Genomic DNA, 25,874 nt, shown 5'->3' on the forward strand with positions numbered 1-25,874 from the left:
TATCGTTCTGGCATGAGGCTCTCCAAAATCTGAGATAATTCAAAAATACTGATGCGTGTCTGTTAGTACGCATATACTAAAATTATATCGAGGTTTTCTTGCAATTGTCTGACAATTGTCTTGCAATTGTATAGATTCTGTTGATGGTCAATATCCTAAATTCTCTATTGACTCAATCGTTCGAGGTAGTTAACAAGATATCCTCATCTGTTAAAAGCAGCAGTCCCATCAAACCGATCCCTTTCGTTGTCCCACTAATGCCGTTATCTCTTACCCCCAACGTGCGGTCGAAAAGTTAGATTAATCCGTGTGCCAACGACCTTATTGGTCTTTGGAACTTGATGCAGATGAGTACTTTGACAACCCGGAAGCATCACCAGCAGACTCCCATGCTCCAGCCAAAAGTCAGTCGGCTTACCCCCGATGGGCTTGATTTGGAATTTCCTCACCGAACCCAGGCTGACAGAGGCGATCGCTGGGTTAAATCCCATTGATGCTTCGCTATCGTTGTGCCAGCCGATGCTGTTTTGTCCGCTTCTGTACTGATTACCGATAACGATACGGAAGTTGTAGCCAGTTACATCTGTAATCCTCTGCCTTACTTGTGCAAGCGATGAAGTCCAAGGCAATGGTTTAAGTAATACACTTTTGGAGTAAAGGTAATCACAGCCTTCATCGCCATAAATGCACTCTAAGCGCGGAACAGGCATCGTTTTACCCAGCATTCTGATTGTGTTTTGCTGCCATTGCAGTCCTTGGCAATGTTGGTAAAGTTCGTTGGCTTCTTCCTTGTTCAAAAATTCTGGATAATAGTTGATTGGTAAAGTAGGAGCAGATTCGGGAAATAAAGTTAGTTGTTGCATAATTCTCCTTTGGCAATCGCTTGAATAATTTCTTCTGCCCGTTCTTGTGAAATAGCCTGTTCTGGATTTTTGTAAAACCCAACGATTTGAGACTTGGGACGAATAATAATTTGCTGCCCTGTTGCGCGTTTGTCCCACACAAAGCACGAGATGGTAACGTTATCGGTAGCCCAACGAGTACCCCGTTTGTCTTTCCGAAAGCAGAAGCGCGGCATGATGATTACAAGTGACGGCGGGTGCTGCTGTAAGAAATCTGCACGATCATCACAGGGTTCGAGAAAGCTGGTAAGTAAAAAAGCAGCGATACCTACACGCGCTTTCTGGTAGGCATTCTTGATAATTGGTGCAGCAAAATCCGAGTATGGTGGATTGGTACATATCCAGTCACACTCTGGGAAAGAATCCCATGATTCGGTTAATGTTGCATCGTAGTGAAAATGTGCCTGTAAGTTCTGATCGATGTCGTTAGTCCAGATATGTTCTGTATGAGGCCACACATTCAACAAAGAAGCGATCGCCCCCATCCCAACACAAGGCTCACCAATGACACCAGATAACGGAACATGGCGTAGTAATTCCGTAGTAAACCATGAGGGAGACTCGTAAAAGTTCAGTGGATGCCTACCAACAATTTCGTATGAAGATACAGGAGAATGAACTTGTGATGTCAGCAGTTGTGCAACGGTCATAAATACTCTCCTGTTTGTTTCACAATCTTGGCGCTAATAGATTCAAAATCTACTTGGTAAATATTCAAATCTACTTGCATTTCTCCACTGTTATAGCGGTCTGTTATATGCTGTTTAATTGCTGCTTTTGATAACCCATTGGGAATATCAATGTGAGCTGATGATGTGATTTTTTCAACTAATATAACGATGACTTTCATATCCGTTATCCTGAAAGTAAGGAGTGTTTTTGTGTGGCGATTGTTACTTATTGAGCGGCAATCGCTTTTTATTTTGATTGTTAGAAACCTTGAAGTTACGACACTTTTTTGAGATGTGTATTATTTGCTAGAGCAGTCATCTTTGTAACGGATCATGTCAGAAGTTTGGTAGTTGCTTGACTACGTGAAAGAGAAGCTTTTAATGTTATTGGTGATATTTGATGCTTTAGCAATAACTTCCATCTTTAGTTAGCGAACGTTTCTGTGGTGGGGACGTTCGCTTTCACTTGGCCAGCACTGGTTCCTTCTTGCTAGCGAAAGCCCCCGCCTGCCTTAGCGCTGTACCAGGACTGGGATGAGCGAAGAACTCTTCTATAGCTTTGGTCAGCCCAGCCGCAACAGTCGGCTCGTGACAAGCGTAGACATAAATAGGCTGTTGAACGCCGTTAACCAATCGCGTTTCTTGGCGATCGCCTAAGTGTGGGTAAAACGTGCGAACCCATGTACCTAAATGTCCCCGATAGTGAGCGCCGCTCAGGGGGACTTTCTTTCCAAGTTCGCTCTCTGCAAAGTTGACCACGCCAAGCCAGCGTTCTTCTGAAGGAATTAGCAATTTCCTGTTATGTTCAGCCAAAAGGTTCCCGGCATAGTCTTTAAATTGCTGTTCCATGTATGGGTTGAGTCTGCCACCAGTTAACTCAGCTAAAGTTTTCATTGCCAGGACAAGAGTATGCAATCGCTGTTCAACTGGGGGGAGGGCTGGTGTGGAGGGTTGTTCTTGTGGTTGAGTAGCGGGTTTTGTCCAGCCCATAATGTCTTGCATCCAGGCGCGAACACCGATACTTTCAAATGCTTCACAGGCTAAGGAAGCTTGTGTGGTACATCTCTTGCCAGCTTCATAACCGTAATAATGAAGTATTGCGGCAACAGCTATATCAGGGATACCGGACTGCGACCACCCTAAAATCTCTACGGCTTCAAACCCTTTACGGATAAGCTTTTCAACTAGTTTAGACCGAGAATTGTCTACAGCAGTTTTGAGACTTCTGACTAATCCAGTAGCATCGATATTGGCGAGTCTTGCTGTAGCTCGAATACTAGCTTTACCGCATCCCGAAGCATCAACAGTGATTTCTTGCTTTATCTGGTCGATAATTTGAGCTACTTCGATTTGTGACATAATCGTTGCTCCAAGTTGTTGGAATTGATGTTTTTTTACTCAGCCGTTTTATCTGTCCAAGGTCATCGCTTAGGGTCTGGATGATGAGCGTCGAAGAAAATGAACTCGTTCTCGTCCCAATCGAGATGAAGGGTAAGACGAATTTTGTCAGGGTCTAGTCTTTCAACGCTTTTACCACGCCAACAGTTAATGCCTGTTAGTTCCCAGTCGAAAGACTCTGTATAAATCTCTGCTATTACTGCTCTTGATGCCGCGTTTTCAACTGCACTGATTGAGGCAGGAGTTTTCTGCTCTTTCTTGTCAACTAAAAATAATCTGTATGCAAGCTGTATTTGCACAAGGCTGATGAAGTAATTGACGACTTCTGGCACAGCTTGTTGAAGAGTCACGCGATCGCTCTCTAATGTCACCAGCTGATCCTCTACTGTCGGGTATGAAAATAGGCGATGGCTGCGCCAACGCCAAGGGCGAACGCGTACAGAAATATTTCTCGTTCTCACCCCAGAGATACCTAAGCTTTTCTGAAGCTCTTGGATGTTGTCTCTGATACTGTGGTAGAGAAAAAGGTCAGTTCCAAAACGAGGGCCAAACATTTTACCCATGTTGTCATAAAACTTAGCTCCCTGCTGCACATCTGCTGGGGCATCAATGCACCAGCCTTTGGGGTCTGAAAGAATGCGGCGGATGATTTCTTCGTCCTCACTGCTACCGTTACCAAGGTTTGCAAGGGACAAGTAAACCTGTTGGTTTAGCAGAGAGGGGTAAGTGAATTTGTGGCGTTCGGGGTATCTCAGGTGGATGCAATCTTGTAAAAGGGAGGATAGTCCTTCTGTGGTGAACAAGCCAGGGTTGTCTTGGAGGAGTAGTTGGAAAACTGGTAGGGTAGACATAGCTATTCCTATTGAGGGATTAGTGCAAGCGATCGTACTTCTTGGCGGAGGGGCGATCGCTTTCAGCTGTTCGTTAATAAAAGGTCAACTTTCTCTAAATAAAACTTGTTCATCCTTCAATTCCCAGGTCTACGGCTAACGCCCTTTCTATGCCTCTTAATGTTTCCAATGGCAATTCTTGAATTTTTTCATTTTCAATTCTGTGCCAGTGGGATGTGCTAATTCCTGCCTCTGCTGCTAACTCAGTAACAGTTTTCTCAGACAACTTCCGAACTTCTCTGATTTTTGCCCCCAATCCAGGAACTTCCCTTGTGATCACAATCCGCATTAATGTCGCTTCCAGATGAATACCTCCTTTAGTATCTTTCTTCAAAATATTTTTTTCACACTTCCAGTGTCTCATGACAAGAGAAGTTTGACAAGTGTCTCTTAATAAGAGAAAATAAGAATGTAGAAGAGGAAACGAGCGCCAGCCTCTCAGATAAATAAAGCGGTGCTTCAATACTGAACCTTGAAAATGGAACCAAAAACCAGAGACTCTGAAGTAACAGATGCAGTGGATAGTCAAAGCTGCGGAAGCGAGATAAGGGTCAAGGAAGGTTCTCAATAAAATTACCAGCAGAACTCAGGCTGATTGTTGAAACTGCCCGTCGCCTAACGCTTGTGTATTTTGCTTGGTAGCTCCAGTCACTGGTTAGGAGCAAGAAATATGAGGCTGCGCCAAATCTGGATTGAGAGTGTTGTGCTTGCACAACATCAATTAGTACACAAATCAAAAGGCGATCGCTGTGGTGTGCAAAACTCTGCGATCGCCAATTATCCAAAAGGAATCTTAAAATTATGCCACAAGTTGCAACAACTGTAACCCCTTGCGTCAAAGTTGAAGAATTGAGAGTAATCGAAATCAGCTTCTACGACCACGAATATTACGCTGGTAAACAGCTGATAGCCACCATTACTCATGATGATGACTTAACACAACCTTGGGTAGTAATGGTGAACGATGCGGAAGTCCATCGTGCTGCTACCCTAATGCTTTGCCATCGCCACATCTGCTGGCAGTATAAGCGAGGAACTTTGCCAGTACAGAAAGAAGCTCCCCTAGCTACAACCGGGAACGAAGTTATGTCCTCAATAGCCGCCCAGTGTGAGCAATTCGGATTTGAGTTGTTAGATGACGGCATCTATAAGGATGAACAGAAACTCGGTTCTATCGGCTGCACAGAGGGCAAGTGGTGGGTTATTCGGGCAACTTCAGTGCATCAGCAGAAAGTTCCGTGTGATTCTGCGTTTGATGCCGTGTGGGTATTGTCGATGGTAGAACTGCAACCATCTTGTAAAGAACTGCTGGATAAGCCGTTTGACGAACTCACGCCGCAGGAATGGGAGCGGCTACGGGAATATCAGCCAGTGGTAGAACGGGAGTTGCCGGTAGCAGCGTAAATGAAATGGTGGGCGTGACCGAAATCTTCATCGGTCGCGCCTGCTGGTTTCGAGAAGTCAATGGCTGCGCCAATGCGAAGTGAAATGTATTGGTATTGAACGATGAACCCTCAAGAAAATGCCGAATTACTTGCTGCTTTGATGCGCCAAGAGGAACTGCTCAAGCAGCTAGTCGCAGCAATCAATAAGCCAAAACTAGGATTGCACTCTGATGCTGGCAGTTGCAAAATCTACTGCAATCGTCAGCACGGAGGACTGTGGTACACACTAAATGGTGAACCGATTGCTATTCCTCAAACTGCCTTAACTGGATATCTTAAAGAACTGCGGTTTGAGAATACAGAACGCCGCAAAAAAGAAACCTGCAAGTTGCTAATAACTATTCAAGCAGACCGGACGTATATCTTAGAATCAGGCTACGATACGCATTTTTCAAAGTGCATACTTGCGGCGATCGCAACTTTGACCCCACAACAATTATATTCTCCCATCACACTACAGCCGCAGCCAGGGACAGATGAAAATGTGTTGTTCTGTCGCGTATGGGTAGAGTCGGAATTAGTCATGGCATCCTACAACGAGCAAACAGAGTGGCGACAAATCTGGGAACAGGCTTTAGCTGTAACAAAAGCTGCCAATGAGATAGCGTTTTAACTCGTTGTAAACAGGGTTTGGGCAACTGTAATTAGAAGTTGCTCAAGCTTTGTCTACAGCTTGCTGTGCTGTGTACTCACTACTACCAATCACAATAAATGACTACAACAATCGTTCACCCTAGTATCGAAAACTTACAGCAGTTTTCTGACTCGTTCGACATTGAGAAACTATTGCAATCTGAGGGAGTTCTACCGTGGCTTTTAGCAAATGGCTGGAACTATGACGATGAATCTTGTTTGATTGCAAACATTGTTGATGAGTCTACCAGTATTGATGAAGTTTGGGAATCAGACGAGTTTGATTTTAAGGCTCTGCCTGATGAATTAAAGGAAAAACTCAATCAGATTTTCGAGCATTTCTATATTTGAAAGCATTACTAAATGCACAGATTCCAGCGCTTCTAGGTTGTCTAAACCTGTTAAAAAAAAGAGATGTTTGCTGCTTGATAGCTAGAGTATCACATTAGACATGAAAAACTCTACAGCCATACAACTTAAGTCTGACTGTAGAGAAAAATAGATTCAACCCAAAAATTATGCCACATATAACAGTTATATCTGCGAAAAAGTTAAAATTGGGCGATTTCAGACTTTCCTGATCACAAAACCCACGCCTGAAGTTATTCAACTGGTTCAATATCGGCTCGTTTATATTGATGGATATTTACCCAGTAACTATCAGGTATTCACAAGTTTGTATTGGTGGAAAAAGCATCAAATATGGTGAGGCATTAGATGCTGCTCTTGTTTAAAAGATTGAAAGAAATTAGGAGCATAACGATGAGTAAAGTTCAGCAACATTCAGAAGCTTGGAATGCGTTGATGAGGTTAAATAAACGCTATTACATTTCAACTGGATTTTATGCCCTGGGTGACGCTTATTTAATCAGTGGAAAAGACCCCAAATACAGAAATATTATTGTCCTTGTAGAGCATCGCCAGAAGACGCAGATTAATCATTGGCAATACCAGTGCAAGAAATCTGAATGTTTTCAGCAACCGACGATAGAAACTAACGGTGACGATGGTAACGGGAATTTGAAGCGGAAAGCTCCATCACTTAAAGTTTACAGTTAACTCGCTACGCCAATCATACGAAATATGACGACATTAGAAAAAGCTTTATTCTCTGATAGCAGAGCATCTGCAACTGTGCATGAAGAATTAGATCAAATTTTTGGTGCGCTGGCAGATTTTAAAGAGCGAAACCCTCAAACCTTCAATTTCCTGTGCGCTAACAGTGGGGATTTAACACTTGGTGATGCAATTCAAGCGTTGGCACAAACATTCTTATGTATTAGAATCAGGGTAACAGAAATGGAACTTAATCCTGTTTACGAGCCAAGGCTATTAAATCCATCAAAAGTGTACCAAATTGATGCAGCGTTATATCAGTATTTGCGTCAATCAGGTACAAGTGCTAATCCCCGATATGTCTTCGGTCATTTACCTACCCCAGGGCATAAAAAGAAATCAGACATAGTTTTAAACCGGACTAAATTAGCAATCCGTTGTCAAGAAGTAGTAGGAATGACCTGTAACAAATCTGTGACTGAAGAGAATTCTGAACAACTGCAACTATTTTAAAACCATGTCAATCTATAAACCACCAGTTGTTAAACGTCTCATCAAATTGCAAAATAATGGCTCTACAAAGATAGTTTACCGAACTATCAAAAATATTCATCGGCTTAAAAACAGTCACGAGTTAGGAACTGCAACTATAAAACGTACATCCTACATGGTTCGTAAAGAAGGGATTTACTGGGTTATGGTCTAGTTTTCAGTTTTTAGTTGAGTATGAAGCTTTCCAATATATGCCTCTGTAAAAGAGCTTCGCTACATCTGGAATGAAAAATAATAATTGGAGAATTGACAGAAATGGTACAAGCAATCGACAACACCGCTACTGCAACCTTTTTAACTGATGCAGTAATCGAACGCCATAATTTCTCACAGTTAAATAAAACCCGTATTCGGTTTCGTATCCAGTTAAAGAAAAGTACAAAATCTGCCGCGCCTAAATGGGCAGATGTGCTAAAAGCTGAAGTCTCTGAAATTGAATCAGACCTCGTTAAAGTTACAAATTCCGAAGTTGGTTTGCGGGGTATCAAGGTATTTAAGAAGTTGGATGAAGCTGCTGCCCAATTGAGGCAAGAAATTGCTTCGGTTCAAGAGTGGATGAGTAGTGATACTGGTGATTGGGTCTGTCCGATTGATTTAGCTCCACTCGTTTGGAGTCAACTTCTCAACATTAGAGATAATATCGCCCCTGGACTGCGTAATCAGCTAAAAGTTGATTATGAGTCAGGACTTGTAGATTACCAAGAACGGATTGACAAATTCCTCTCGCTAAATGCCTGGGAACTCCCTGACGACAAGCAACAAGAAGTCAAAGCTAATTTGTTAACAGCATTCCCCTCTCTCACTGACTTGGAGGATTATCTACAGGTAATCATTGGTCGCCCAGTGATTATTCCTGCCTTCTCTGAACAACTCGACTCTCAACAGGCTGAGTGTTTAGACCAAATCACACAGTTCATACAACAGTATGACCAAAATCTGGAGCAACGATTAAGGGAATCAGCGATCGCTGGTGGCGAACAACTGGCGGCGCAACTCCTTGAAGAGTTGAGCGATTGGGAGCCGGCACGTAAGCCGGTGCAGTTCAAAAAAAAGATGGAAAAACATTTGATGAAAGTGCGGGTGTTACTGGCGAATGCCTCACCGGAAGCTGGCAGCAGTTTACAGCAGATGATGGAGCATTTGGATTCAATTGTCACCGATCCGGCGATTGAGTCAAAAAATCTTGCCAGTGATGGGCGCAGTCAATTACAGCAAAAGATGGAAGAAATTAGGGTCAAACTCCTAGACGAACAGCGCAATCTCCAACAGCTAGCGACTGACGACGTGGGCTTGTCGAAAGCTACCGTGATGTCGTTCAAGTTCCGGTAAAAAACAGTCTTGGGCGGGTGCATTCGCCCAAGACTAAGTACCTTAAACGAAAAATGCAGTACACATCTCAAAAACAATACCGCACTTCTACTATAGGAACAAAATTCTCATGTCACATTTCTCAACAGTTAAAACCAAGCTCACCAACCGCGAATGTCTGGTACAAGCTTTACAAGATTTGAAACTGAATCCGCAAGTTCATGAAACAGCACAATCACTAAAAGGATACTACGGTGGCTCTCAAGGACAAAGCGCTGAAATCATTGTGTCTGGTCGCACCATAAAAGCCCGTGCAGATATGGGATTTAAGTGGAATGGGTCGGAATACGAAATGATCCAGGACGAGTACGAAGTAATTAGGCAATTAGGAGGAAAGTTCTACGCCTGTCAGTTGATGCCTGCTTACGGACGGCGGATGGTTCTGGCAAAGGCTGCCGAGTTACAAGAGCAATTTGGAGAATGTGCGATCGCTGAATCAACTAACGGAAGTGTGCAAACTCTACGCCTTACATTCAGTGGACATCAAGAAGTTAAGCAATATCAAAGGAGATAAATATGGAACGTTCAGTTTTGATTCACTTCGACAATGCTACAGGTGAAGTTCGAGTGGAAGCGGAGGGGTTCGAGGGTTTGAGTTGTTTATCGGCTACGCAACCCTTTGAGGAAGCACTTGGAGTTGTCAGCGAGAGCGATCGCACGTTTAAAGACGAAGCTCAAACCCAACAGCTTCGTACAACTTCAACTCACTCTACTCGCTTACGGCAGTAAATCAGGAAAAAGGGGAACCGTGACGATTGGGTTCCCCCAAGAAATTTTATGTATCTACCTAAAGAGTATCCTTTCACCCACATTTACGCCCAGCAAAAACCAAGACAACCCGTAATCATCAAAGCGAATACCTTTATAGTTGTGTGTGCTGTTGAATGCCATCGTTAGCGCAATCGCCTACCAAGAGAACAACGGTAGAGCGGAAGTTTTTGACGGCGATGCCGAAGTTTATGAAGTAGTCGTGAGACTTGTTAATACTCACGATGAACTAGCTCCATTACCTTATCAAATTGAAAAACAATGAAACTCTCAAATCTGCTTTCCACACTCGATTCGCAAATCCCCATTGCTGCGGTTGATGTCCTGTCTCCTGATGAAGCGACGATTATTCAGTGGCTGACTACAGAGGCATCTAACAAGCTATCAAGTCCAGTGTTTTTTTGGAATCTGGGGGTATCAACCTTAGAGCAATGTTTAATCGCAGGAGATGGGGGATTGGTGTTTAAGCCAGTTACAGAGTATAAGAAACCGCAACACGCTGATCCATTGTTATATGTGTTTGATTACATTGCGAATTTTAGTAGTGATGGAGTTTTTATCTTAGGTGATATTCACTCGTTTATTGGTAAGAATTCGCCTTCATTATCTTGGGAGATTGTTAGTAAGGTAAAAAATCTCTACCATCGTCTCAAGCCGACTGATAAACGCATTGTGCTGCTGGGTCAAAACATTCAATTACACGAGTCATTTGTACGCTTAATTCCTTATTGTGAAATTCCTCTGCCGGGAGTTGACCAAATACTACTTCATCTCAATTCTTATTTGCATGACTTACAACAGTCTGCTAGAGAGCAAGAATTAGCTTTTACTGTTTCCCTTGAAAATGCTGAATTTGAAACTCTTTCTCGTGCAGCGCTGGGTTTAACTCTAGAAGAAATTAGTGATTTCCTTCGGTTAACAGTCAAAGAAAACTTAACTAATGATGGTGTCGTCGTTGGTGCTGATTTTATTCCCAAAGCCGTCGAGTACAAAACTCGGCTACTGTCTCAAATGGGTATCGAGTTAGGTAAACCTGCGACAATCGCATTCGGCGGTTTGGATTTACTGCGAGAGTGGCTAAATCGGCGGCGGCGGCTGTTTACCCAAGAAGCTGTAGCCTTGAGTTTGCCTCAACCCAAAGGGGTGTTACTAGCTGGGCCACCCGGAACGGGTAAAAGTCACTGCGCCAAAAACATTGCTAGTATACTCAATTTGCCACTTCTGCAACTCGACATTGCGTCCCTTCTAGGTTCACTAGTTGGCGAATCTGAAGGTAATGTTAAACGGGCACTGAAAACAGCAGAAGCGATCGCACCTTGTGTCTTGTTTATTGATGAGGTCGAAAAAGCACTTTCAGGTCAGGGCGATACTTCAGGTGTTAGTCAAAGGATTCTTGGAACTTTGCTTACGTTCATGAGTGAGTGTACTGCTGGGGTATTTATAGTTGCAACCTGCAATGATCCATCAGCACTACCAAGTGAGTTTAAGCGCAAAGGTAGGTTTGATGAGGCTTTCTTTGTTGACTTGCCCACAGAGCCAGAGCGTGTACAGATTCTAGGGATTCATCTACAACGCTTTGGCATTCACCTGGAATCAGAGTACCTCGAAGCGATCGCAGCTAATACCGCGAAATTCTCTGGTGCAGAATTGGAAACTCTAGCAGCAGAAGCGGCACTGCTGGCATTCGATGAGGGTAGACCGCAGCAGGTAACGCTTGCTGACCTTGAAACCTGCCGTCAAACCATTACCCCGCTTGCAATTCAGGATGCGACGGCAGTTGAGCGTATGCAGGCTTGGGCATCCACCGCACGACGGGCTAGTAGTCCTGTTGTGCAGACGGCGAAAACTCAATCGTTACGTGCTGCTAAGTTTCGCAACATGAACTGATGAGAAAGCGATTGTTTCCTGATTCTATGGGGACGATCGCTCTTTATTTCAGTAATTGAGAGCAACCAATTAACATAGTTAATAAGGCGAAGAAACATGACGACAGACTTAGTTACTTATTACGGGCAGACTCCAATCATTGACCAACTGGTTGATAAATATGGTGTGTATTTGGAGAAGTTAGACAGAGAAGATAAACTCTTACTTCGGATGGCGCTGGCTAACTATGTCTTCATGCAAGAACATAGTAATCCAGATAAATATACTGTAGAAATGGCATTAGAAGATGTACTGTCAGATCCCGGCTTTATCAAAGAGAATTGGTGTAATATCTGCTCTGTTTTAAATGGACTAACAACTCTGGAAGCAGAAACGATACTTGAAGCTTTACAGCATCAAATTCGATGGGGCAATGCCCGTCAAGCCGTGAATTGACAGGGTAAGAAACATGGAAATCTATTTAGTCTTTGTTGATGCTATCCGAAACAGCAATAAATTCTGGTCTGCCAAAGTCGAAGATGGGAATTTGACAGTCCAGTGGGGGCGAGTTGGTTATCAAGCGCAAACCAAAGTTCACCAATTAGTCAGTTATCAAAGGGCCGTTAGCAAATTCAACAATCTGGTAGCAGAAAAAAAAGCCAAAGGCTACAGCGAAAGTCAGCCAGAGATTGATGCTAGCCGCAGTGTTGCAGACATTAGACGAGCTATTCAATTGTTGAATATTATCCGTCCTTGTATTGCTAATAGGATTTTTCACGATGGCTATATTAACGCCCTAAATGAGTATTTGAAAATTGTCCCTACGCCTTTGGGAATGCAGATAGATTATCACGGAATTTACCGTACTGTTGCAGATGTCGATTATCAAATGGAATTACTCAATTCTCTGTTAACGACACCTGCACCACAAGTTGCTGCGGTGGCTGTTGGTCATGCTCCTGAAGCAACAACAGAACCCAAGGTTGTCAGTCTCAAGACTATCAGTAAGAACTTCTGGCGACATCTTTAGGCTTAAAAAGTGTGACTGGCGAAAAGCTTGCCACACTCTTGATTTTTCTGCAATCGCATCCCTAGTGTTGACTGGATTTGCTGGAGTAGGAGCGATGAGTTATTGTCTGCCTGGGGAAATCTTAGTTAATAGCTATATTCTGCAACATTTTTTCCAGAAAAATACAGCCGATAACAAGTTACTATACAGCAGTTACTCAAAAACAGGCAAAGCAAGATTATGGCAATAATTACAGGTACTGATGGGGACGATATTCTAATCGGAACTGCTGGGGATGACAGAATTATCGCTAGTGCAGGCGATGATATTACCATTACTGGTGGAGATGGTAACGATATTGTTGATTACAGTGGCTTAGGACAACCTGTAATAATTCAACCAGCAGATTTCCAAAAAGGTACAATTGGAACTGACACATTTCAAGATGTAGTTGAAACCCTGATCGGTGCAACGGGACAGGCTAATAGTATTGATGCTACTACTGATAATACAAATGTATCAATAATAGCTGATTTATCTAAAGAAAGGCTAGAAATCAGAGTTGGGGGTTCAACGCGAATTGCAGTTAATGTGAAAAATTTTGTTAATGTAACTGGTACAAATCAAAAGGACACTATTACTGGTGATGCTGTTGACAATCAATTATCTGGTAGCGGCGGCAATGACATTATTAGAGGTAGTGCAGGCAATGATACCTTAAATGGTGGAGATGGTACTGATACGGCTGATTACAGCAAAATAAGTGTAAACACAACCATCTTTATTGATGGAACTCTTCAAAAAAGTGGCGGATTAGGTAGAGATTTCCTTGTCAATTTTGAAAAGCTTGTTGTTGATGCTAGTGCTGCAAATAACACTATAGATGCATCAATTGCTCCTTCAGTACCCCTTTTAGTTGGAGATGCATCAGTTAACATTAACCTTGAAAGTCAAAGTTTCGTAATTAATAATGTTCCTAACATAGGCACAATTGAATTCACATTTATAAACTTTGATAATGTTAAAGGTACAAATCAAAGTGACACCATTGTTGGAGATAGGCAAAATAACCTTTTATTTGGCAATGGAGGAAATGATACACTTTCTGGCAACGGTGGTAATGACATTCTTGCTGGTGGAAGTGGTAACGATGTTCTCACTGGTGGGCTTGGTACAGATAAATTTGTTTTCACCAATGTTTTCGAGGGTGTTGACGTGATCAAAGACTTCAGAGCAACTGAAGGTGACAAAATTCAGATTTCTCAAGCAGGGTTTGGCGCTATAGAAGGCAGTGACTTTAGTTATGATCCTCTAAACGGTTCTTTGTTCTTCCAAGAATCTAGGTTCGCCATTCTTGAAAATAGACCTATTGGTTTTGTGGCAAGTCTAGATATTCAGATAGTATGACATCCTCCCCCACCAAATCAGAGATTTAGTGGTTTACCACACTCAGTACTGAGTGCTGAGTACTGAGTGCTGAGTAAATTGAAACTTACTAGGTACTTATGTACTTGGTAAAAGCCCCGCCCCTTGTGGGCGGAATCTTTTTTTTCAGGAGTAAGTTGATACCCCACCCCTTGTGGGTGGTCTTTTAACTCAGCACTTAGCACTCGGAACTCAGCACTCTTCATCCTTCGGAGTACCCGAAGGGGCGGGTTTAAATCCCCCTAGAATTGATTCTGACTTGGTGAATTCTTCCTCAAACCATGATTGTTTGAGTTTCCTCAGCAATTATCGATTCATCAGTTGGTTGCTTCACCCGCTCTAGCCATTTTTCAGCCTTGGAGTAGTTGTCTTTTTGTACCTGTTGAATTGCTTGCTTAAAGTTCAACTGCACACCCCAGACATCGGTATGGAAACGTTTTTCCTGCTTCATTTTGTCGAAAAATTCGACGGTTTCAATGTGCGAGAGATTGCCCTCGGTTTTGGCGATCGCCATAAACACTTCAAACACATCATCTGCCATTTTCGCATCACCGCAGACATAGTAGTGACATTGTGGATGGTTGAGGAGTTGCCAAAGTTCAGTCGCATTCTCTTGCATTAAGCCCTGAACATAAACTTTCTTCTCACTCAGACGCGAGAAGGCAACTTCTAATCCAGACAGTACGCCCTGATTGTGCCAAGTTGTCAGTTGTTTGCCATACAAAAAGTCACTGTAATTCCGGCAACCGAAATACAGGCAAGCATCACCCAATTGTGTTCCTTGCTGCTGCAAGGCTTGCCGATATTGAAGAAAGGCAATTAGCGGTGAAACGCCTGTACCAGGGCCAACCATGAGCATTGGTGCTTGCGGATCGGTCGGTGGACGGAAGCCAGAAGTGCGAACGCTAATGCGAACTTTTGAACCTGGGTCTAGTCCAGCCAGATAGTTGGAACACAGCCCCTGACGTACTTTGCCTGCATCAGTTTTGATTTGCAACACTCCAACGGTAATTTGAATTTGTTTAGGATGAAGTAAGGGACAGGAGGAGATAGAGTAGAGACGCGGCTTTTGCTTCGGTAACAACTCCAGTAAAGCTTCTATGGTGATTGGTGCAGAGGGAAACTCATCGAATAAATCGGCAACGCTCATAAAATTGTCTGTAATAGTTTTCTTGAGCGTGATGCTGTCGGGATGATCTTCCCCTTGTCGCAAAATCTCTAACCAAGTTTCCAGCCGTTGCTTGTCTTGGGGATTTTGGGCGGCTGAATGTAGGTACGCTAGTAGATCGCTGAAGGGTTCTCGCAAAGAGAGGTCAAGTTCCTCAGAAAGTAACTGAACGACAGTGGTTGGAACCGCAATAGGAGGCTTGTCTTCAGTTTCTGTACCATCCGGTGTGACATACTGAGCGGTGAAGTAAATGTTAGGAGCAACCAGAAGGCGATCGCACAGACGATTTACCAGTCCCGGTGGATTGCAGGGATGCACGGCAACGTGATCGCCAGTTTCATACTGCAAATCAGTCTCAGAAATGTCAAAGACAATGTAACGAGTGGAACGGCTGCCTGGAATCACCTCTTGCAGTAGTTCATCATTGGCAACGAGCGGTACTTGAACGTCCCGATTACCACTCACCTCCATAGGTGCAATTGCGGCTTCTGCTTCACTTAAGAATCTCACAGTTAGTTTAGGTGCAGCGGTAGTTGTTGCATCACCCGCCGTCTCATCTACCCCTAACACACGCGAAATCAGCCCTAGCCACTGCTTAAAGGTATCTGCTTGTCCTTTAATCTCATCTCCTTTATGTAGCGGCACAACGCAACTTGCACCTGCTTTCGCCAGTGCTTTATCGACGGAGATTCCAGCAGCACAGAAATGTTCATACACAGTGCTGCCAATACCCAGCACAGAATAGTTTAAATTATTGAGCGAACTGGCGGGCTGTTGTTTTAACCATTGCATAAATCGCTTGCCATTACTCGGCACTTCCCCACCGCCAAAGGTGGATGTAACGATTAGCACTAGTTTCTCAGAGGCAAGGGTATCAACGCTATATTCATCAAGTGCCATGACTTGGGGACGAAATTGCTGCAATTGACGTGCTGCTTTACGGGCAAAACCTTCGGCTGTACCTGTTTCAGACGCATAGAGAATTAAGATGCGATCGCGCTTATCTCCCTCCTCATCAGTCGTCGCAATAAATTTCTCTAGGTCAATGCCGTCTTCGACTGCCCAGCGATCGGCTGCATGGTGATAAGCAGGTTCTAGGTAGAAGTCGCGCATCTGGTGATGCCATACAGGACAGGCACTACCACCAGCAGCAGGTACGACCCAGCCCCAGTCACCTGGACACTCGCGCCCTGCTTTCTTCTCACGTAAATCGTGAGTCAAGAACTGACGAGATGCGGTTTGGTGATCGACCATCGTTACCTTCGCTTTCTGGAAGGAATAAAGGACAGCAATGTTAAGTTCGAGAGCGACCCGATCACGCCACAAAGTTTGCTCGGAACTGGTGTCCAACTTCAGGACTTTGGCAATGTCCTCCATCATGTTGTAGCGGTATTCATCGAGAAAGTCCCGCATGATTTCGGTGCCCATGTACCAGCCGTTGAATGGGATGCAGCCGTAGTTAAGCCCGCCGATGTGGACAGAGAAGTTGCTGATCGCAGGGATGGCATACCAGCGCATACCCAGCAACTTAAACTCTGGAATACTGGGATGCTCAATTTCGACCTCTAGCACTTCATCCCGGTTCCAGTGATACATCTTGGGTTCTTGCTCGCCAGGCTCAATTACCAGTGGCAGAATGTCGTAAGCTGTGCGTGATTCTGGTGGTTGCCAGCCAAATTTGATGATAGCTTTGGTCAAATCCAGGTTTGCTGGATCGCCCAAGATTCTGCCGTCGGGTTGCTCATACGCGGCATAGCGATAGAGTTGGGAATTCCAGATCCGCGTACCCCAGCGTTCTTTTGGTTGCTTGGGACGGAAGACGGTCATCGTAATCTGGAGATTGCCGCCGTTGGTAGCGAATTGGACGTGTTCTTGAAGCTCCCGAAACATTTCATCGGGGTTAGTGACGTGGCGGCGATCGCGCACCACCATATTGTTCCAAGCAATCCGTCCCACACACTTAGAGGCATTCCGCCATGCCACTTGAGTCCCATACGCCAGTTCCTCATAGGTGTGGGTATAGGTTCCCGTCGCTTTCACTTCCTCACGAATTTCTTTCCAGCGTCGCTCTTTATCTTCGGGTTCCCATGCCTGTTCCAACGAAATTAGATCAAGGAATTGCTTCGCTTTTTTCAACAATCGCTCTTTATTGAGCATCGGCAATTTGATCGTGTTGATGACGCGATCAAGCAAGGTTGCCCATCCCTGCCTTAGCTCTGGTGTCAGGTTGGGCACATACCGCTCAAACAGGGCAAACATCGTTTCACTGATCGCCGGATACGCACAAGATGGCACATCGGCAAAGCTGTGAACCTGTCCCAAAATTCGCAATTCTCGTAATATCTCATCGCTGCTGCCACTTTGCAGACAGCGCACCAGAAACTCCAATGCCTGAAACAAATGCAGCGACAGATAATCCATATCTGCCCGTCCAAAAATCGGCAGCACAAAGGGATATTTCTCAAACAGAATTTGGTAGAACTCCATGCCCATCTGCTGCTTGTTCTGGCTGAACACCGACCAGGAAGCTGCCATCTGGTGTAGTAGTTCCGGCGGCAAAGCGTTTTCATACCGCTGCACTGCCTGCGCCATTGGCAGGATTATATGCGTGTTAAAAAACTTGTACAGGGCAGAGTTCGCGCCTTTTTTCAGCTCCTCGCGATCATACTCTTCCAGGTAGGGAATCGACGGCAACATCCACATCCAAATCTGCCGTGCCTTTACCCAGTGGTGAGGACGCATTCCTACATCTGCAAAAAACTTTCCGTACTCCTCAACGGTCTTGAAGCCATGTGATCGCTCTGGTGGTACACCCATCAGCGGTTCTGCAATAATATTTTGAGTTTCAGGCTGAAGTTGGTGAATACAGCAATCGAATAGTTCATAGAAGAAGTCTGCCATGCTGTCGATCGCTTCTCCAAACAGATACTCTAGGTCTGGTTCTTCTAGCAACAGACGCTTGAAAAACTTTTCCATCTGGAGTTCTTTCCACGCTCTTAGCTTGTTCCATGCGTCTTTAACAAGCACTTCCTCCTGTAGCGTTAGAGGAGTGGGTTGCGGCAGTTCAGCCTCAGCCTTACCATTGTGATTATCTTGAGTGCCAAGCCAACGAGAATTCTTTTGTCTGCCAAATATAGTAACAGTACTGCTACCGCCTTCACTTGTACTGTGGGTTAAACGTACTTTTAGCTTTAGCTGTGGTGCTTGGCTCCAGGTTGCGATCGGAAACTCTAGATCCGCGTTCCGATCTCCCTGAAAAGATTCCTGTGTTGCAAACGTAACTGTTCCAGCATCTTGCCAAGGATTACTAATATCTCCTTTCCGGTAACAGAGTGTAATGGAAATCGTGCAGTCGCCTTTATTCTTTAATTCCACCAACCAGCTAGGCTGCATACGCACAAACAAATCCTTTTGCAACAAAGTATCACCATCGTTGGGCACGATCTGCACACGGCATTTGTACTTATAAGCATTGTCAGCAGGAAAGTCAGTAGCAGAGACTTCGGTTAAATGGATAATTTGTTGATTATTGTGAGACTGGTTATCATGCATATTATGGAAATTGAAAAAAAGTAATTGAACTAAGCGTTTGCAATTGGTTCCGAAAAAACAAGGTCAAATCTAGCCTGAATATATGTGAGCCTCCAAAAAACATCGCCTCCTCCCTGCTTTTCCCCTTTTCCCTTTTGCCACTAACTGAGATTTATTTGCTTGCAATCTACGCGCACAATGAATATATGTTTTTTAGCTTGATTACGCAAGCTCTCTTAAGTGAAATTACTTGATTTTTTTAACAAATCATACTTTTCCCACTTTTCCTACTTTTGTTAATCATTTAATCAGGATGTTTTTCCTGTCAATGCGCTACATTAAGGTCAAACGATATGGAACAGAACTGATACCATTTCACGAAAAATTTGATGCAGATGTAAACCCTGAAAGCCTTACTGCATCTAAGTTTTTTAATTGCGTTAGCGCAGCGTAAAGCCTTCGGCATGGCTTCGCTTAGAGCGACGTAGGAGCGTCATTGCGGCTTGCGAATTGTGAATTGGTATGACCTGATATTTTGATATCATTTAGATTTTGACTGGTAAAAGTACTTAAAAACAGCAGCGAGCGCCTCACTTGACCATTTTTCATTTTGCGTAACGGGCGCGATGGAACAGTAGCCTTCATGATCGGCTTACATTGCTTCTCTACGAGACGCTTTGCGAACACCCGAAACTGCGTTTTCAGTCATCAACTCAGCACAGGAACGACTCGGTTCTATTTTCTGATCTGCGATTGGCTTTGCCACTGTCCCGAATGGCAATCGCTTCAGTTAAAGATTTTTCATTTTGGGCAGTAGGGGAGGCGGAACTTGGGTCTTCATGAAGACCTGACGGTTTAATAGCGGAATCTTGCTTTTGCTCTAGAATGCTACGAAATATAGAATTATTAAGTCATATCCTTAATTACTTCTAAAATCTAACCTTCTAACCTATGATGTCACCAACTAATCCAGAACAAGACCGATACAATCTAACTGCTCCAGAAGTACTGGCCAATCCCTATCCTACCTACCGCCGTATTTTATTAGAAGATCCTGTTTATTGGAGTGATTTTTTTGGGGGCTGGTATCTGATGCGTTATAAAGATGTTGCAGCTGCTATGCAAGACAGACGTATTTCGGCCAAGCGTCCGCCTATTAGTAAATTACCAGAATCAGAGCAACAGAAAATACTTCCCCTGCTTGAAACTTTATCAAAATGGATTCTATTTTGTGACCCTCCAGAACACACACGTCTACGTGGACTTTTTAACAAGGCATTCACTCCTAGTATGATTAACAGCATGGCAGAGCGAATTCAGGCACTAGTAAACGAACTAATCGATGCTGTATATGAGCGGGGTCAGATAGATATTATTCATGATTTAGCTTATCCAATGCCCGCAATTGTCATTGCCCAAATGCTTGGTGCAAAGCCTGAAGACCACGAACAGATTAAGAAATGGTCATCTGATTTGGCAAGATTTTTTGGTATGTTCCGCATGAATCCTTACGTTTTGACTAGCGCTAAACAAAGTATTATCGAAATGACCGAATACTTCCGCCACATCAAAGAAGAACGCCGTCATGCTCCCCAAGATGATCTCATAAGTAACCTCATTTTTGCACAAGAAAAAGAAAATTCGCTTGATGAAGACGAACTTTTATCAAATTGCATTTTCTTAACTTTTGCGGGTCATGAAACTACCACCAACTTGATTGCTAACGGCTTACTTGCTTTACTCAAAAATCCCAATCAGATGCAAAAGTTAAAGGATGACCCTTCGCTAATCACAACTACTGTAGAAGAGTTTTTGCGTTATGATAGCCCAGTTCAACGCCAGGCCCGCCTAGCAGTTGAGGATCTCGAAATCGATGGCAAACAAATTAGCAAAGGGCAACGCTTGTTTCTGATGATTGGTGCTGCCAACCGTGACCCTGAGCAATTCTTAGAACCCGATAAATTAGATATTACACGCTCAGAAAACCCACACTTGGCATTTGGAAAAGGAACCCATTTTTGCCTCGGTGCATCCCTTGGCAGGCTTGAGGCACAAATTGCCATTAATACCATTGTCCGCCGCTTTCGTAATCTTTGCTTGGATACGGATCAGATAGAATGGCATGAAAACCCAGCGTTGCGAGGTATGAAATCAATGCCTGTAGCTTTCAAGCCCTAGAGTGAGCCTTTGGTGCAAGCAATGCAATATTAAGTCAGAGCAACTGAAATCAACCGCATGGTAAATAAACTTTACAAGCTACATCTCCCGTTGTATGGCGATTATTTTAATACTTTCTAAGGTTTAAACTTGAGGTCTGACGCTTTAAACGTAGTTACCTGTGCATACATTAACCCATTACTCGTCACATAAGCGTCAGAACCGCGATAGGGTTCTGCTAAGAAAGGAGCTTCAGCCCGCCACTGAACATTAATTGTTTGATCAACTTGGCTGACATACTCAGGAGTAAAGGTAAGGCCGCATAAACCGCCTTGCTCACGAGACTTAACGAAGTCTGCAACTAGTGTTTGTAACTGCGTCCGCCCTTTAATTACGACACCATCAGGCAGATGAACCTCAGCTTTGTTTGGATACTGAGCCATGAGCCGATCTAATGAACAAGCGTTCAATGCCCTCAGATGTTCATCCACCACCTTAACAGGTGTAGGCTGACGTTTTAATATTGATTCATTCTCGGATATAAACGTTAACTTGTTAACAACAATATTAAATAGAAATTGATTAACTCCATTGAACGCCGAAACCGTTGAGTTTGCTGTGCTAAGAAAAACAGCAGCGAATAACAAAACTTTTAAAAACATAAGTTTGTGCATTTTTATTCTTCCTTTTCCACAGAACAATCAATGTGAAACCTAGATTTCCAACTCCAAATTTAAAAACTTGAACATCAAGTATCAGGTACTCGGTAAAACTCGGCGTCAGGAAACACAATCTTTCACAAATTCGACACGCATGAGCCTGTTGCAGTTTTTCAGGGGTTATAAATCTAAAGGGCCAAGCAGCCGGTAGCCAGGAGAATCAGGCGAGTTGTCGAAGTAAAAAGCGCGGATGGCTTCGAGTAGTTCACGAGTGGAGATGAATCCATCCGCGTCCTGGTCAAGGCGGCGGAATACCTCGCGGGCATCTCGCTCGGATAGGTGCATCATAGCACCAGTCCAGCGGATCTCATCAGTGACAGTAAGCTTACCATCGCGATCTTGGTCAACGATATCCATAATGGCGCAAAGCAAAGGCATGTAGCCCTGGTCAAATGTTTCGGTGGTTTCTAGCAGTCCCAACGTAAATGCTGCTTTGTACTCGGCCTCGCTGATGCTGCGTATGGTGTTTGTGTCGGCGACTTGAAGCAAGTGTTCCCAAAGTCCTAAGCTAAGATCGAGCAGCCGTTGTCGGGCAGGAGATTCAGATTGGTGACCGAATTCTTCAGCCAGACGCGCAACCGACATCTCGAAGTCGATCCGCTCAATAAAGCCATTGCGATCATCGTCAAAGGTGCGAAAGCGTTGGGAGAGTTTACGATCCAGGAAATCGTTCATCCGGTTTATGTGACATCACGTATTTACTATATAGGAAATGCAATATGGTATACAACTTAATGTTCTGTCAATCAAGGATTAAGAATTTCTAAATGTGTGTCTGCTAGGTTACGAAAATCAGAGATCGTCCTTTGAAAGATAGCCTCTCCCTGCTCAATTACTGGAGTTTGGACTAGTTTTCGGTGCGAAACTAAATTTCTAAAAAATAAGAATACGGATTTAAGATGTTTCCAGGAACTAAAACCTTGGTTTTTAGACTTTATAGAATGAACCTTCTGAGTTTCGCGCTCCTGACTAGACTAAGCAACAAGAAACGACCCAGCGCAGTGCTGAGTTGATAAAACACAACCTTCAAAGATGAAAATCTTTAAAATTAAGCAGATTTTGCTTTTTCTTTACGGGGCTTTACTGTACTTTTTTTGACTATTGGATAGCAAATTCTACGTTGTCATGGTTGCCCTGCTTTCCAGCCTGGGGATAGGGAGCGAGGTTATATAAGTTGGGACAAGCGCGTACAATGAAACCCACTTTGGCACGGTGATACCCTTAGCTACTATGAACTTTACGCCGTAGTAAACTTATTATACCTATACAAGATATCAGAGCTACAACATTTGATGGTTCAGGAACACTTGGTGTTTTCTGTGCATCTAAGAAATTGGCCATATCTTCACCAATGATTTGATGTACACGACGAGTAGGATGAATCTCGTCGAAGTAATAATAATTATCAGGTGTTGAACAACCAGGCTCCAACCCTCCAGTGGTGTATAAAAGTTTGCAGGCATCATTTATATTGGTAAAACCAAATGTCGCTGGGGTAGAGCGAATTTTGTTGCTAATTGCAACATGGTCATACAGCGCTATTTCAACACCTAATTGTTTATTCAGGGTGTCGAGTTGACCGGGAAGACTTTCATTGATAACATCTCTAAAGTTAACTGCCTCTTTGGAGTATTGCTCGAAAAGCGGTAATGCAGCTAAATCTGTCGAATTTACGACAAAAAACTGTTCTGCACCTACCGCTGCAAGTTGTGATATTCCAGAAGCAATATTGTTAACAGCAGTATCAGCTAGTGCATCGACCGAACCAGTCTGATTATAAAAAAACCTTTCTGATAAGTCATTTGTAGATATAAAAATGAAGTATAACGCTTTAGAATCTACCACGCGATTAACTTCTGTTTTATATTGTTCGATTTGACCGAATAAACCTGTATCTTGATATTGATCAAGCCAGGTACTTAAATTACCATTACCGCTTTTTGCACCACCTACAGCATAATCTGTTAACTGTAAATTTTCTTGTTTTGCCAGTACCTCAACTGAAGTTAATCCGGGGTTATTTGTCCATCGACCCTCAGAGTCATATACATCCAATCGGGGGAATATAAATGCTCCAGGCACTCCAGCTTTGACTGCTGCTGTTGTAATCTCAAGTGCTGCCCCATTATCTGAATAGCTATCACCAAAAGCATAAATACGGGAAATGGAGTTGAAATCAGCGGCAGTAGCGTTATTAACACTTACACATAAAAAAGCCGCACTACTTACTGCGGCAGTAGCAAATGTTTTCAAAGGAATATTTTTCAGCATAGATAAATGCGTTTCCCCATATTCAAAATTATGTTCTAAGGTGTAACCTTTACTTTTAATCCACCACCATAGTTTTTAAATGCTATAAACTACAAGTGTGGCAATTCTATCACTTTATTTTCTCTAAAAAATAAGTTTCTAACTCTTTTATTCTCTCTACCCAACCTTTCACTTCCAGAGCCACTTTATATTTCCATTGAAGTTGAAGTACTTCTCTAGTATGTGAATCATCAAATATAACTTTGTCTTTGTTTTCAAAAACTGGCACCATAAATTCTACTTTCGCAGCCTGGGCAAACAAAGTTGCCACCTGGCTAACACTCAAATTTTCAGGTGCAGCAAGGTAATGTCCTCCTTTGGAGCTTTTTCGTGCTGCGGCAATGTAGCAGTCTGCTAAATCTTCAACATGAATCCACGCTGTCATAAAATCTGGTGGAAATGGCTCAAAGCCCTGGTGTGGTTTGCCTGTAATGAACTGCTGAATTGCAAAATCCCAGAAACCGCCACGAGTTGGTGCCGAACCATACACTGATGAAGGATACACAATCGAGGCGTTACCTCCATTACTGATGTATTCTTCTACTAGCCCATCTTTCAAAACATTTACACCTGCTAGTAAGTCAAGACATACTAAATATTCGGGCAGTGTATAACCGAGTGGCGGAGGTATTTCTGTTATTCGTCCTCCATTGGCGGTAATCAAAGAGAAATTTCCACTGGTTGTAATTACATGAATATCTGGTGAAACTGCACTAGCACCGTGTAAAGCAGCTTCTAATGGTATACGATCAAAAGCGAATTGAGCTTCTTTGGTTGATTCTAGGGGCATGTGCCACGCTACATTAATTACCGTTGTAATATTGTGCTTGCGAATTACTTGCACAATATCATTGCTAGAAATTTCTACCTTTTGAGAGCGGATTATTTCCTTGCATAAAGGCTTTATACGCTCAATATCACTACTTGAACGCACAAGTGCTGATACGGCAAAATCTTCTGTCTGAGAAAACTTCTGGCACAGCGCTCCACCAATATAACCGATTGCACCTATAATCAAAATATTTTTAACGGAAGAGCTTTTTTCGGATGAAAATTCTTTGTGGTCTGACATATTTGAAAGTTGTAGCTAATCAAGCTTTTCAATATTTATAAAATAGCATTTGTTCAGAGTGTAGACTAACCATGAAGTAGCTACTACAAACAATCTCCCACCATCGTTCAATATCACTCTAGCAAGTCTAGGACAGGGCAGAACAAATCCTAAAGTAATCAAAAAACCTCGTTCAAAGTTTCCAGCGAGAATTCCAATCCACAGAGATGCAACCCAATGTAACTAATGTGCAAGTCGATGCAATCAAGGTGCAAGCCAATACATCAAAGTTGTTCTTGGATGCACCTAATCAATTTGTCGAGTGGGCAAACATTTGCCCACCCAAAAGACCTAAACAGAAGTAAAGTTGTTTTGTGTCAGTGTCGTCGTATCAAAGCCAGTCAGAATCGCTAAAGTTTGATTGCCTAAACGAATCTCATTAGCAGCGAAAGACAACTGACTAAAACTTAAGCCAGACAAACCGATTTTGTCGCCCTCACCTAAACTAAAATCAGTAATCGTTTCCCGACCTGCGGCTTTCTCCAACACAAAAGTATCACTACCAGTACCGCCAGTTAAGTTATCATTTGCCTTGTCACCGTCGAGGAAATCGTTACCCGCACCACCAACAAGTAAATCTTGACCGTTACCACCAATTAAACGGTCATTACCAGCATCACCAGAGAGTGTGTCTTGACCGTTACCGCCTAAAAGGGTATCGTTACCAGTACCGCCATCGAGTAAATCGTCCCCATTGTCACCCACAAGGTTATCATTGCCAGCATTACCGAAAATGGTATCTTGCGCGTTGAGTCCATTAATAATGTCCTAGCGTGGCAAAACTTACTAGAGAAGAGCGGAAATCCTGTAATCTTGACCTTGTAGCGAAATAATGGTGCAAAAACTTGGCAAGAAAAAGTTTAAAACCAGAGGCAACATCGTTTGAAGTACTCGA

27 protein-coding genes are annotated in these 25,874 nt (G+C 43.3%); 15 read left to right on the plus strand and 12 right to left on the minus strand.

Going from position 1 to position 25,874, the window contains the following annotated elements:
- Positions 1 to 263 precede the first annotated feature (263 nt).
- From LC653_RS13255 to LC653_RS13280, 6 genes are all read right to left on the minus strand, one after another.
- Positions 264 to 863, minus strand: a complete 600-nt coding sequence (locus LC653_RS13255) for an alpha-ketoglutarate-dependent dioxygenase AlkB family protein (RefSeq protein WP_229494919.1) — start codon at positions 861 to 863, stop codon at positions 264 to 266.
- Positions 851 to 1,552: a hypothetical protein gene (locus LC653_RS13260; protein WP_229494920.1), complete on the minus strand. Its 702-nt coding sequence runs from the start codon at positions 1,550 to 1,552 to the stop codon at positions 851 to 853. Before LC653_RS13260 ends, LC653_RS13255 begins: the two co-directional genes overlap by 13 nt.
- Positions 1,549 to 1,752, minus strand: coding sequence for a hypothetical protein (locus LC653_RS13265; protein WP_229494921.1), 204 nt, complete (start codon positions 1,750 to 1,752; stop codon positions 1,549 to 1,551). Before LC653_RS13265 ends, LC653_RS13260 begins: the two co-directional genes overlap by 4 nt.
- 283 nt (positions 1,753 to 2,035) lie before the next feature.
- Complete coding sequence (locus LC653_RS13270; protein ID WP_229494922.1) at positions 2,036 to 2,932, minus strand: hypothetical protein; 897 nt, start codon at positions 2,930 to 2,932, stop codon at positions 2,036 to 2,038.
- Positions 2,933 to 2,994: 62 nt separating this feature from the next.
- Positions 2,995 to 3,822, minus strand: coding sequence for a hypothetical protein (locus LC653_RS13275; RefSeq protein ID WP_229494923.1), 828 nt, complete (start codon positions 3,820 to 3,822; stop codon positions 2,995 to 2,997).
- A 109-nt stretch (positions 3,823 to 3,931) separates the two neighbouring features.
- Positions 3,932 to 4,195, minus strand: coding sequence for a helix-turn-helix domain-containing protein (locus LC653_RS13280; RefSeq protein WP_229494924.1), 264 nt, complete (start codon positions 4,193 to 4,195; stop codon positions 3,932 to 3,934).
- A 336-nt stretch (positions 4,196 to 4,531) separates the two neighbouring features.
- Here LC653_RS13280 and LC653_RS13285 point away from each other — a divergent pair, with 336 nt between their 5' ends.
- From LC653_RS13285 to LC653_RS13350, 14 genes are all read left to right on the plus strand, one after another.
- Positions 4,532 to 4,687, plus strand: a complete 156-nt coding sequence (locus LC653_RS13285; protein ID WP_229494925.1) for a hypothetical protein — start codon at positions 4,532 to 4,534, stop codon at positions 4,685 to 4,687.
- Positions 4,663 to 5,265, plus strand: a complete 603-nt coding sequence (locus tag LC653_RS13290; RefSeq protein ID WP_229494926.1) for a hypothetical protein — start codon at positions 4,663 to 4,665, stop codon at positions 5,263 to 5,265. The genes LC653_RS13285 and LC653_RS13290 overlap by 25 nt, the downstream gene beginning before the upstream one ends.
- Before the next feature lie 102 nt (positions 5,266 to 5,367).
- Positions 5,368 to 5,919 carry a hypothetical protein gene (locus tag LC653_RS13295; protein WP_229494927.1) on the plus strand — a complete coding sequence of 184 codons (552 nt, stop codon included), beginning with the start codon at positions 5,368 to 5,370 and terminating at the stop codon, positions 5,917 to 5,919.
- 98 nt (positions 5,920 to 6,017) lie between these two features.
- Positions 6,018 to 6,290: a hypothetical protein gene (locus tag LC653_RS13300; RefSeq protein WP_229494928.1), complete on the plus strand. Its 273-nt coding sequence runs from the start codon at positions 6,018 to 6,020 to the stop codon at positions 6,288 to 6,290.
- A 411-nt stretch (positions 6,291 to 6,701) separates the two neighbouring features.
- The gene (locus LC653_RS13305) at positions 6,702 to 6,998 is read left to right on the plus strand and encodes a hypothetical protein (protein WP_229494929.1); all 297 of its coding nucleotides are present in this window, start codon (positions 6,702 to 6,704) and stop codon (positions 6,996 to 6,998) included.
- A 24-nt stretch (positions 6,999 to 7,022) separates the two neighbouring features.
- Complete coding sequence (locus tag LC653_RS13310) at positions 7,023 to 7,508, plus strand: hypothetical protein (RefSeq protein WP_229494930.1); 486 nt, start codon at positions 7,023 to 7,025, stop codon at positions 7,506 to 7,508.
- A 294-nt stretch (positions 7,509 to 7,802) separates the two neighbouring features.
- Entirely contained in the window at positions 7,803 to 8,876 is a 1,074-nt protein-coding gene (locus LC653_RS13315; RefSeq protein ID WP_229494931.1) for a hypothetical protein, read from the plus strand.
- Positions 8,877 to 8,985: 109 nt separating this feature from the next.
- Positions 8,986 to 9,429, plus strand: a complete 444-nt coding sequence (locus LC653_RS13320) for a DUF1257 domain-containing protein (RefSeq protein WP_229494932.1) — start codon at positions 8,986 to 8,988, stop codon at positions 9,427 to 9,429.
- Positions 9,430 to 9,431: 2 nt separating this feature from the next.
- Positions 9,432 to 9,644, plus strand: a complete 213-nt coding sequence (locus LC653_RS13325) for a DUF2997 domain-containing protein (RefSeq protein WP_229494933.1) — start codon at positions 9,432 to 9,434, stop codon at positions 9,642 to 9,644.
- A gap of 145 nt (positions 9,645 to 9,789) precedes the next feature.
- Positions 9,790 to 9,948 (plus strand): hypothetical protein, encoded by a 159-nt coding sequence (locus LC653_RS13330; RefSeq protein ID WP_229494934.1) that lies wholly within the window; start codon positions 9,790 to 9,792, stop codon positions 9,946 to 9,948.
- Complete coding sequence (locus LC653_RS13335) at positions 9,945 to 11,570, plus strand: AAA family ATPase (protein ID WP_229494935.1); 1,626 nt, start codon at positions 9,945 to 9,947, stop codon at positions 11,568 to 11,570. The genes LC653_RS13330 and LC653_RS13335 overlap by 4 nt, the downstream gene beginning before the upstream one ends.
- Before the next feature lie 96 nt (positions 11,571 to 11,666).
- Positions 11,667 to 12,005 carry a hypothetical protein gene (locus LC653_RS13340; RefSeq protein WP_229494936.1) on the plus strand — a complete coding sequence of 113 codons (339 nt, stop codon included), beginning with the start codon at positions 11,667 to 11,669 and terminating at the stop codon, positions 12,003 to 12,005.
- A 13-nt stretch (positions 12,006 to 12,018) separates the two neighbouring features.
- Positions 12,019 to 12,579, plus strand: coding sequence for a WGR domain-containing protein (locus tag LC653_RS13345; RefSeq protein ID WP_229494937.1), 561 nt, complete (start codon positions 12,019 to 12,021; stop codon positions 12,577 to 12,579).
- 219 nt (positions 12,580 to 12,798) lie between these two features.
- Positions 12,799 to 13,965, plus strand: coding sequence for a calcium-binding protein (locus tag LC653_RS13350; protein ID WP_229494938.1), 1,167 nt, complete (start codon positions 12,799 to 12,801; stop codon positions 13,963 to 13,965).
- A gap of 292 nt (positions 13,966 to 14,257) precedes the next feature.
- On the opposite strand, the gene LC653_RS13355 is transcribed toward LC653_RS13350, so the two are convergent.
- A complete protein-coding gene (locus LC653_RS13355) occupies positions 14,258 to 18,703 on the minus strand; it encodes a nitric oxide synthase oxygenase (RefSeq protein WP_229494939.1) in 4,446 nt (1,481 codons plus the stop codon).
- A 930-nt stretch (positions 18,704 to 19,633) separates the two neighbouring features.
- On the opposite strand from LC653_RS13355, the gene LC653_RS13360 reads away from it, so the two are divergent.
- Positions 19,634 to 20,860 (plus strand): cytochrome P450, encoded by a 1,227-nt coding sequence (locus LC653_RS13360; RefSeq protein ID WP_229494940.1) that lies wholly within the window; start codon positions 19,634 to 19,636, stop codon positions 20,858 to 20,860.
- A gap of 116 nt (positions 20,861 to 20,976) precedes the next feature.
- Here the strand turns inward: LC653_RS13360 and LC653_RS13365 are convergent, their stop codons facing one another.
- The 5 genes from LC653_RS13365 to LC653_RS13385 form a co-directional block, all read right to left on the minus strand.
- Complete coding sequence (locus LC653_RS13365) at positions 20,977 to 21,513, minus strand: hypothetical protein (protein WP_229494941.1); 537 nt, start codon at positions 21,511 to 21,513, stop codon at positions 20,977 to 20,979.
- A 165-nt stretch (positions 21,514 to 21,678) separates the two neighbouring features.
- On the minus strand, positions 21,679 to 22,233 hold the full coding sequence (locus LC653_RS13370; RefSeq protein ID WP_229494942.1) for an EF-hand domain-containing protein: 555 nt from the start codon (positions 22,231 to 22,233) through the stop codon (positions 21,679 to 21,681).
- A 546-nt stretch (positions 22,234 to 22,779) separates the two neighbouring features.
- A complete protein-coding gene (locus LC653_RS13375; RefSeq protein WP_229494943.1) occupies positions 22,780 to 23,829 on the minus strand; it encodes an SGNH/GDSL hydrolase family protein in 1,050 nt (349 codons plus the stop codon).
- A gap of 109 nt (positions 23,830 to 23,938) precedes the next feature.
- Positions 23,939 to 24,940 (minus strand): NAD-dependent epimerase/dehydratase family protein, encoded by a 1,002-nt coding sequence (locus tag LC653_RS13380; protein WP_229494944.1) that lies wholly within the window; start codon positions 24,938 to 24,940, stop codon positions 23,939 to 23,941.
- A 330-nt stretch (positions 24,941 to 25,270) separates the two neighbouring features.
- Entirely contained in the window at positions 25,271 to 25,744 is a 474-nt protein-coding gene (locus LC653_RS13385; RefSeq protein ID WP_308189082.1) for a calcium-binding protein, read from the minus strand.
- Between the last annotated feature and the right edge of the window lie 130 nt (positions 25,745 to 25,874).

This window comes from Nostoc mirabile CHAB5784, from assembly GCF_020829645.1.
In the GTDB taxonomy this organism is placed as follows: domain Bacteria; phylum Cyanobacteriota; class Cyanobacteriia; order Cyanobacteriales; family Nostocaceae; genus Nostoc; species Nostoc mirabile.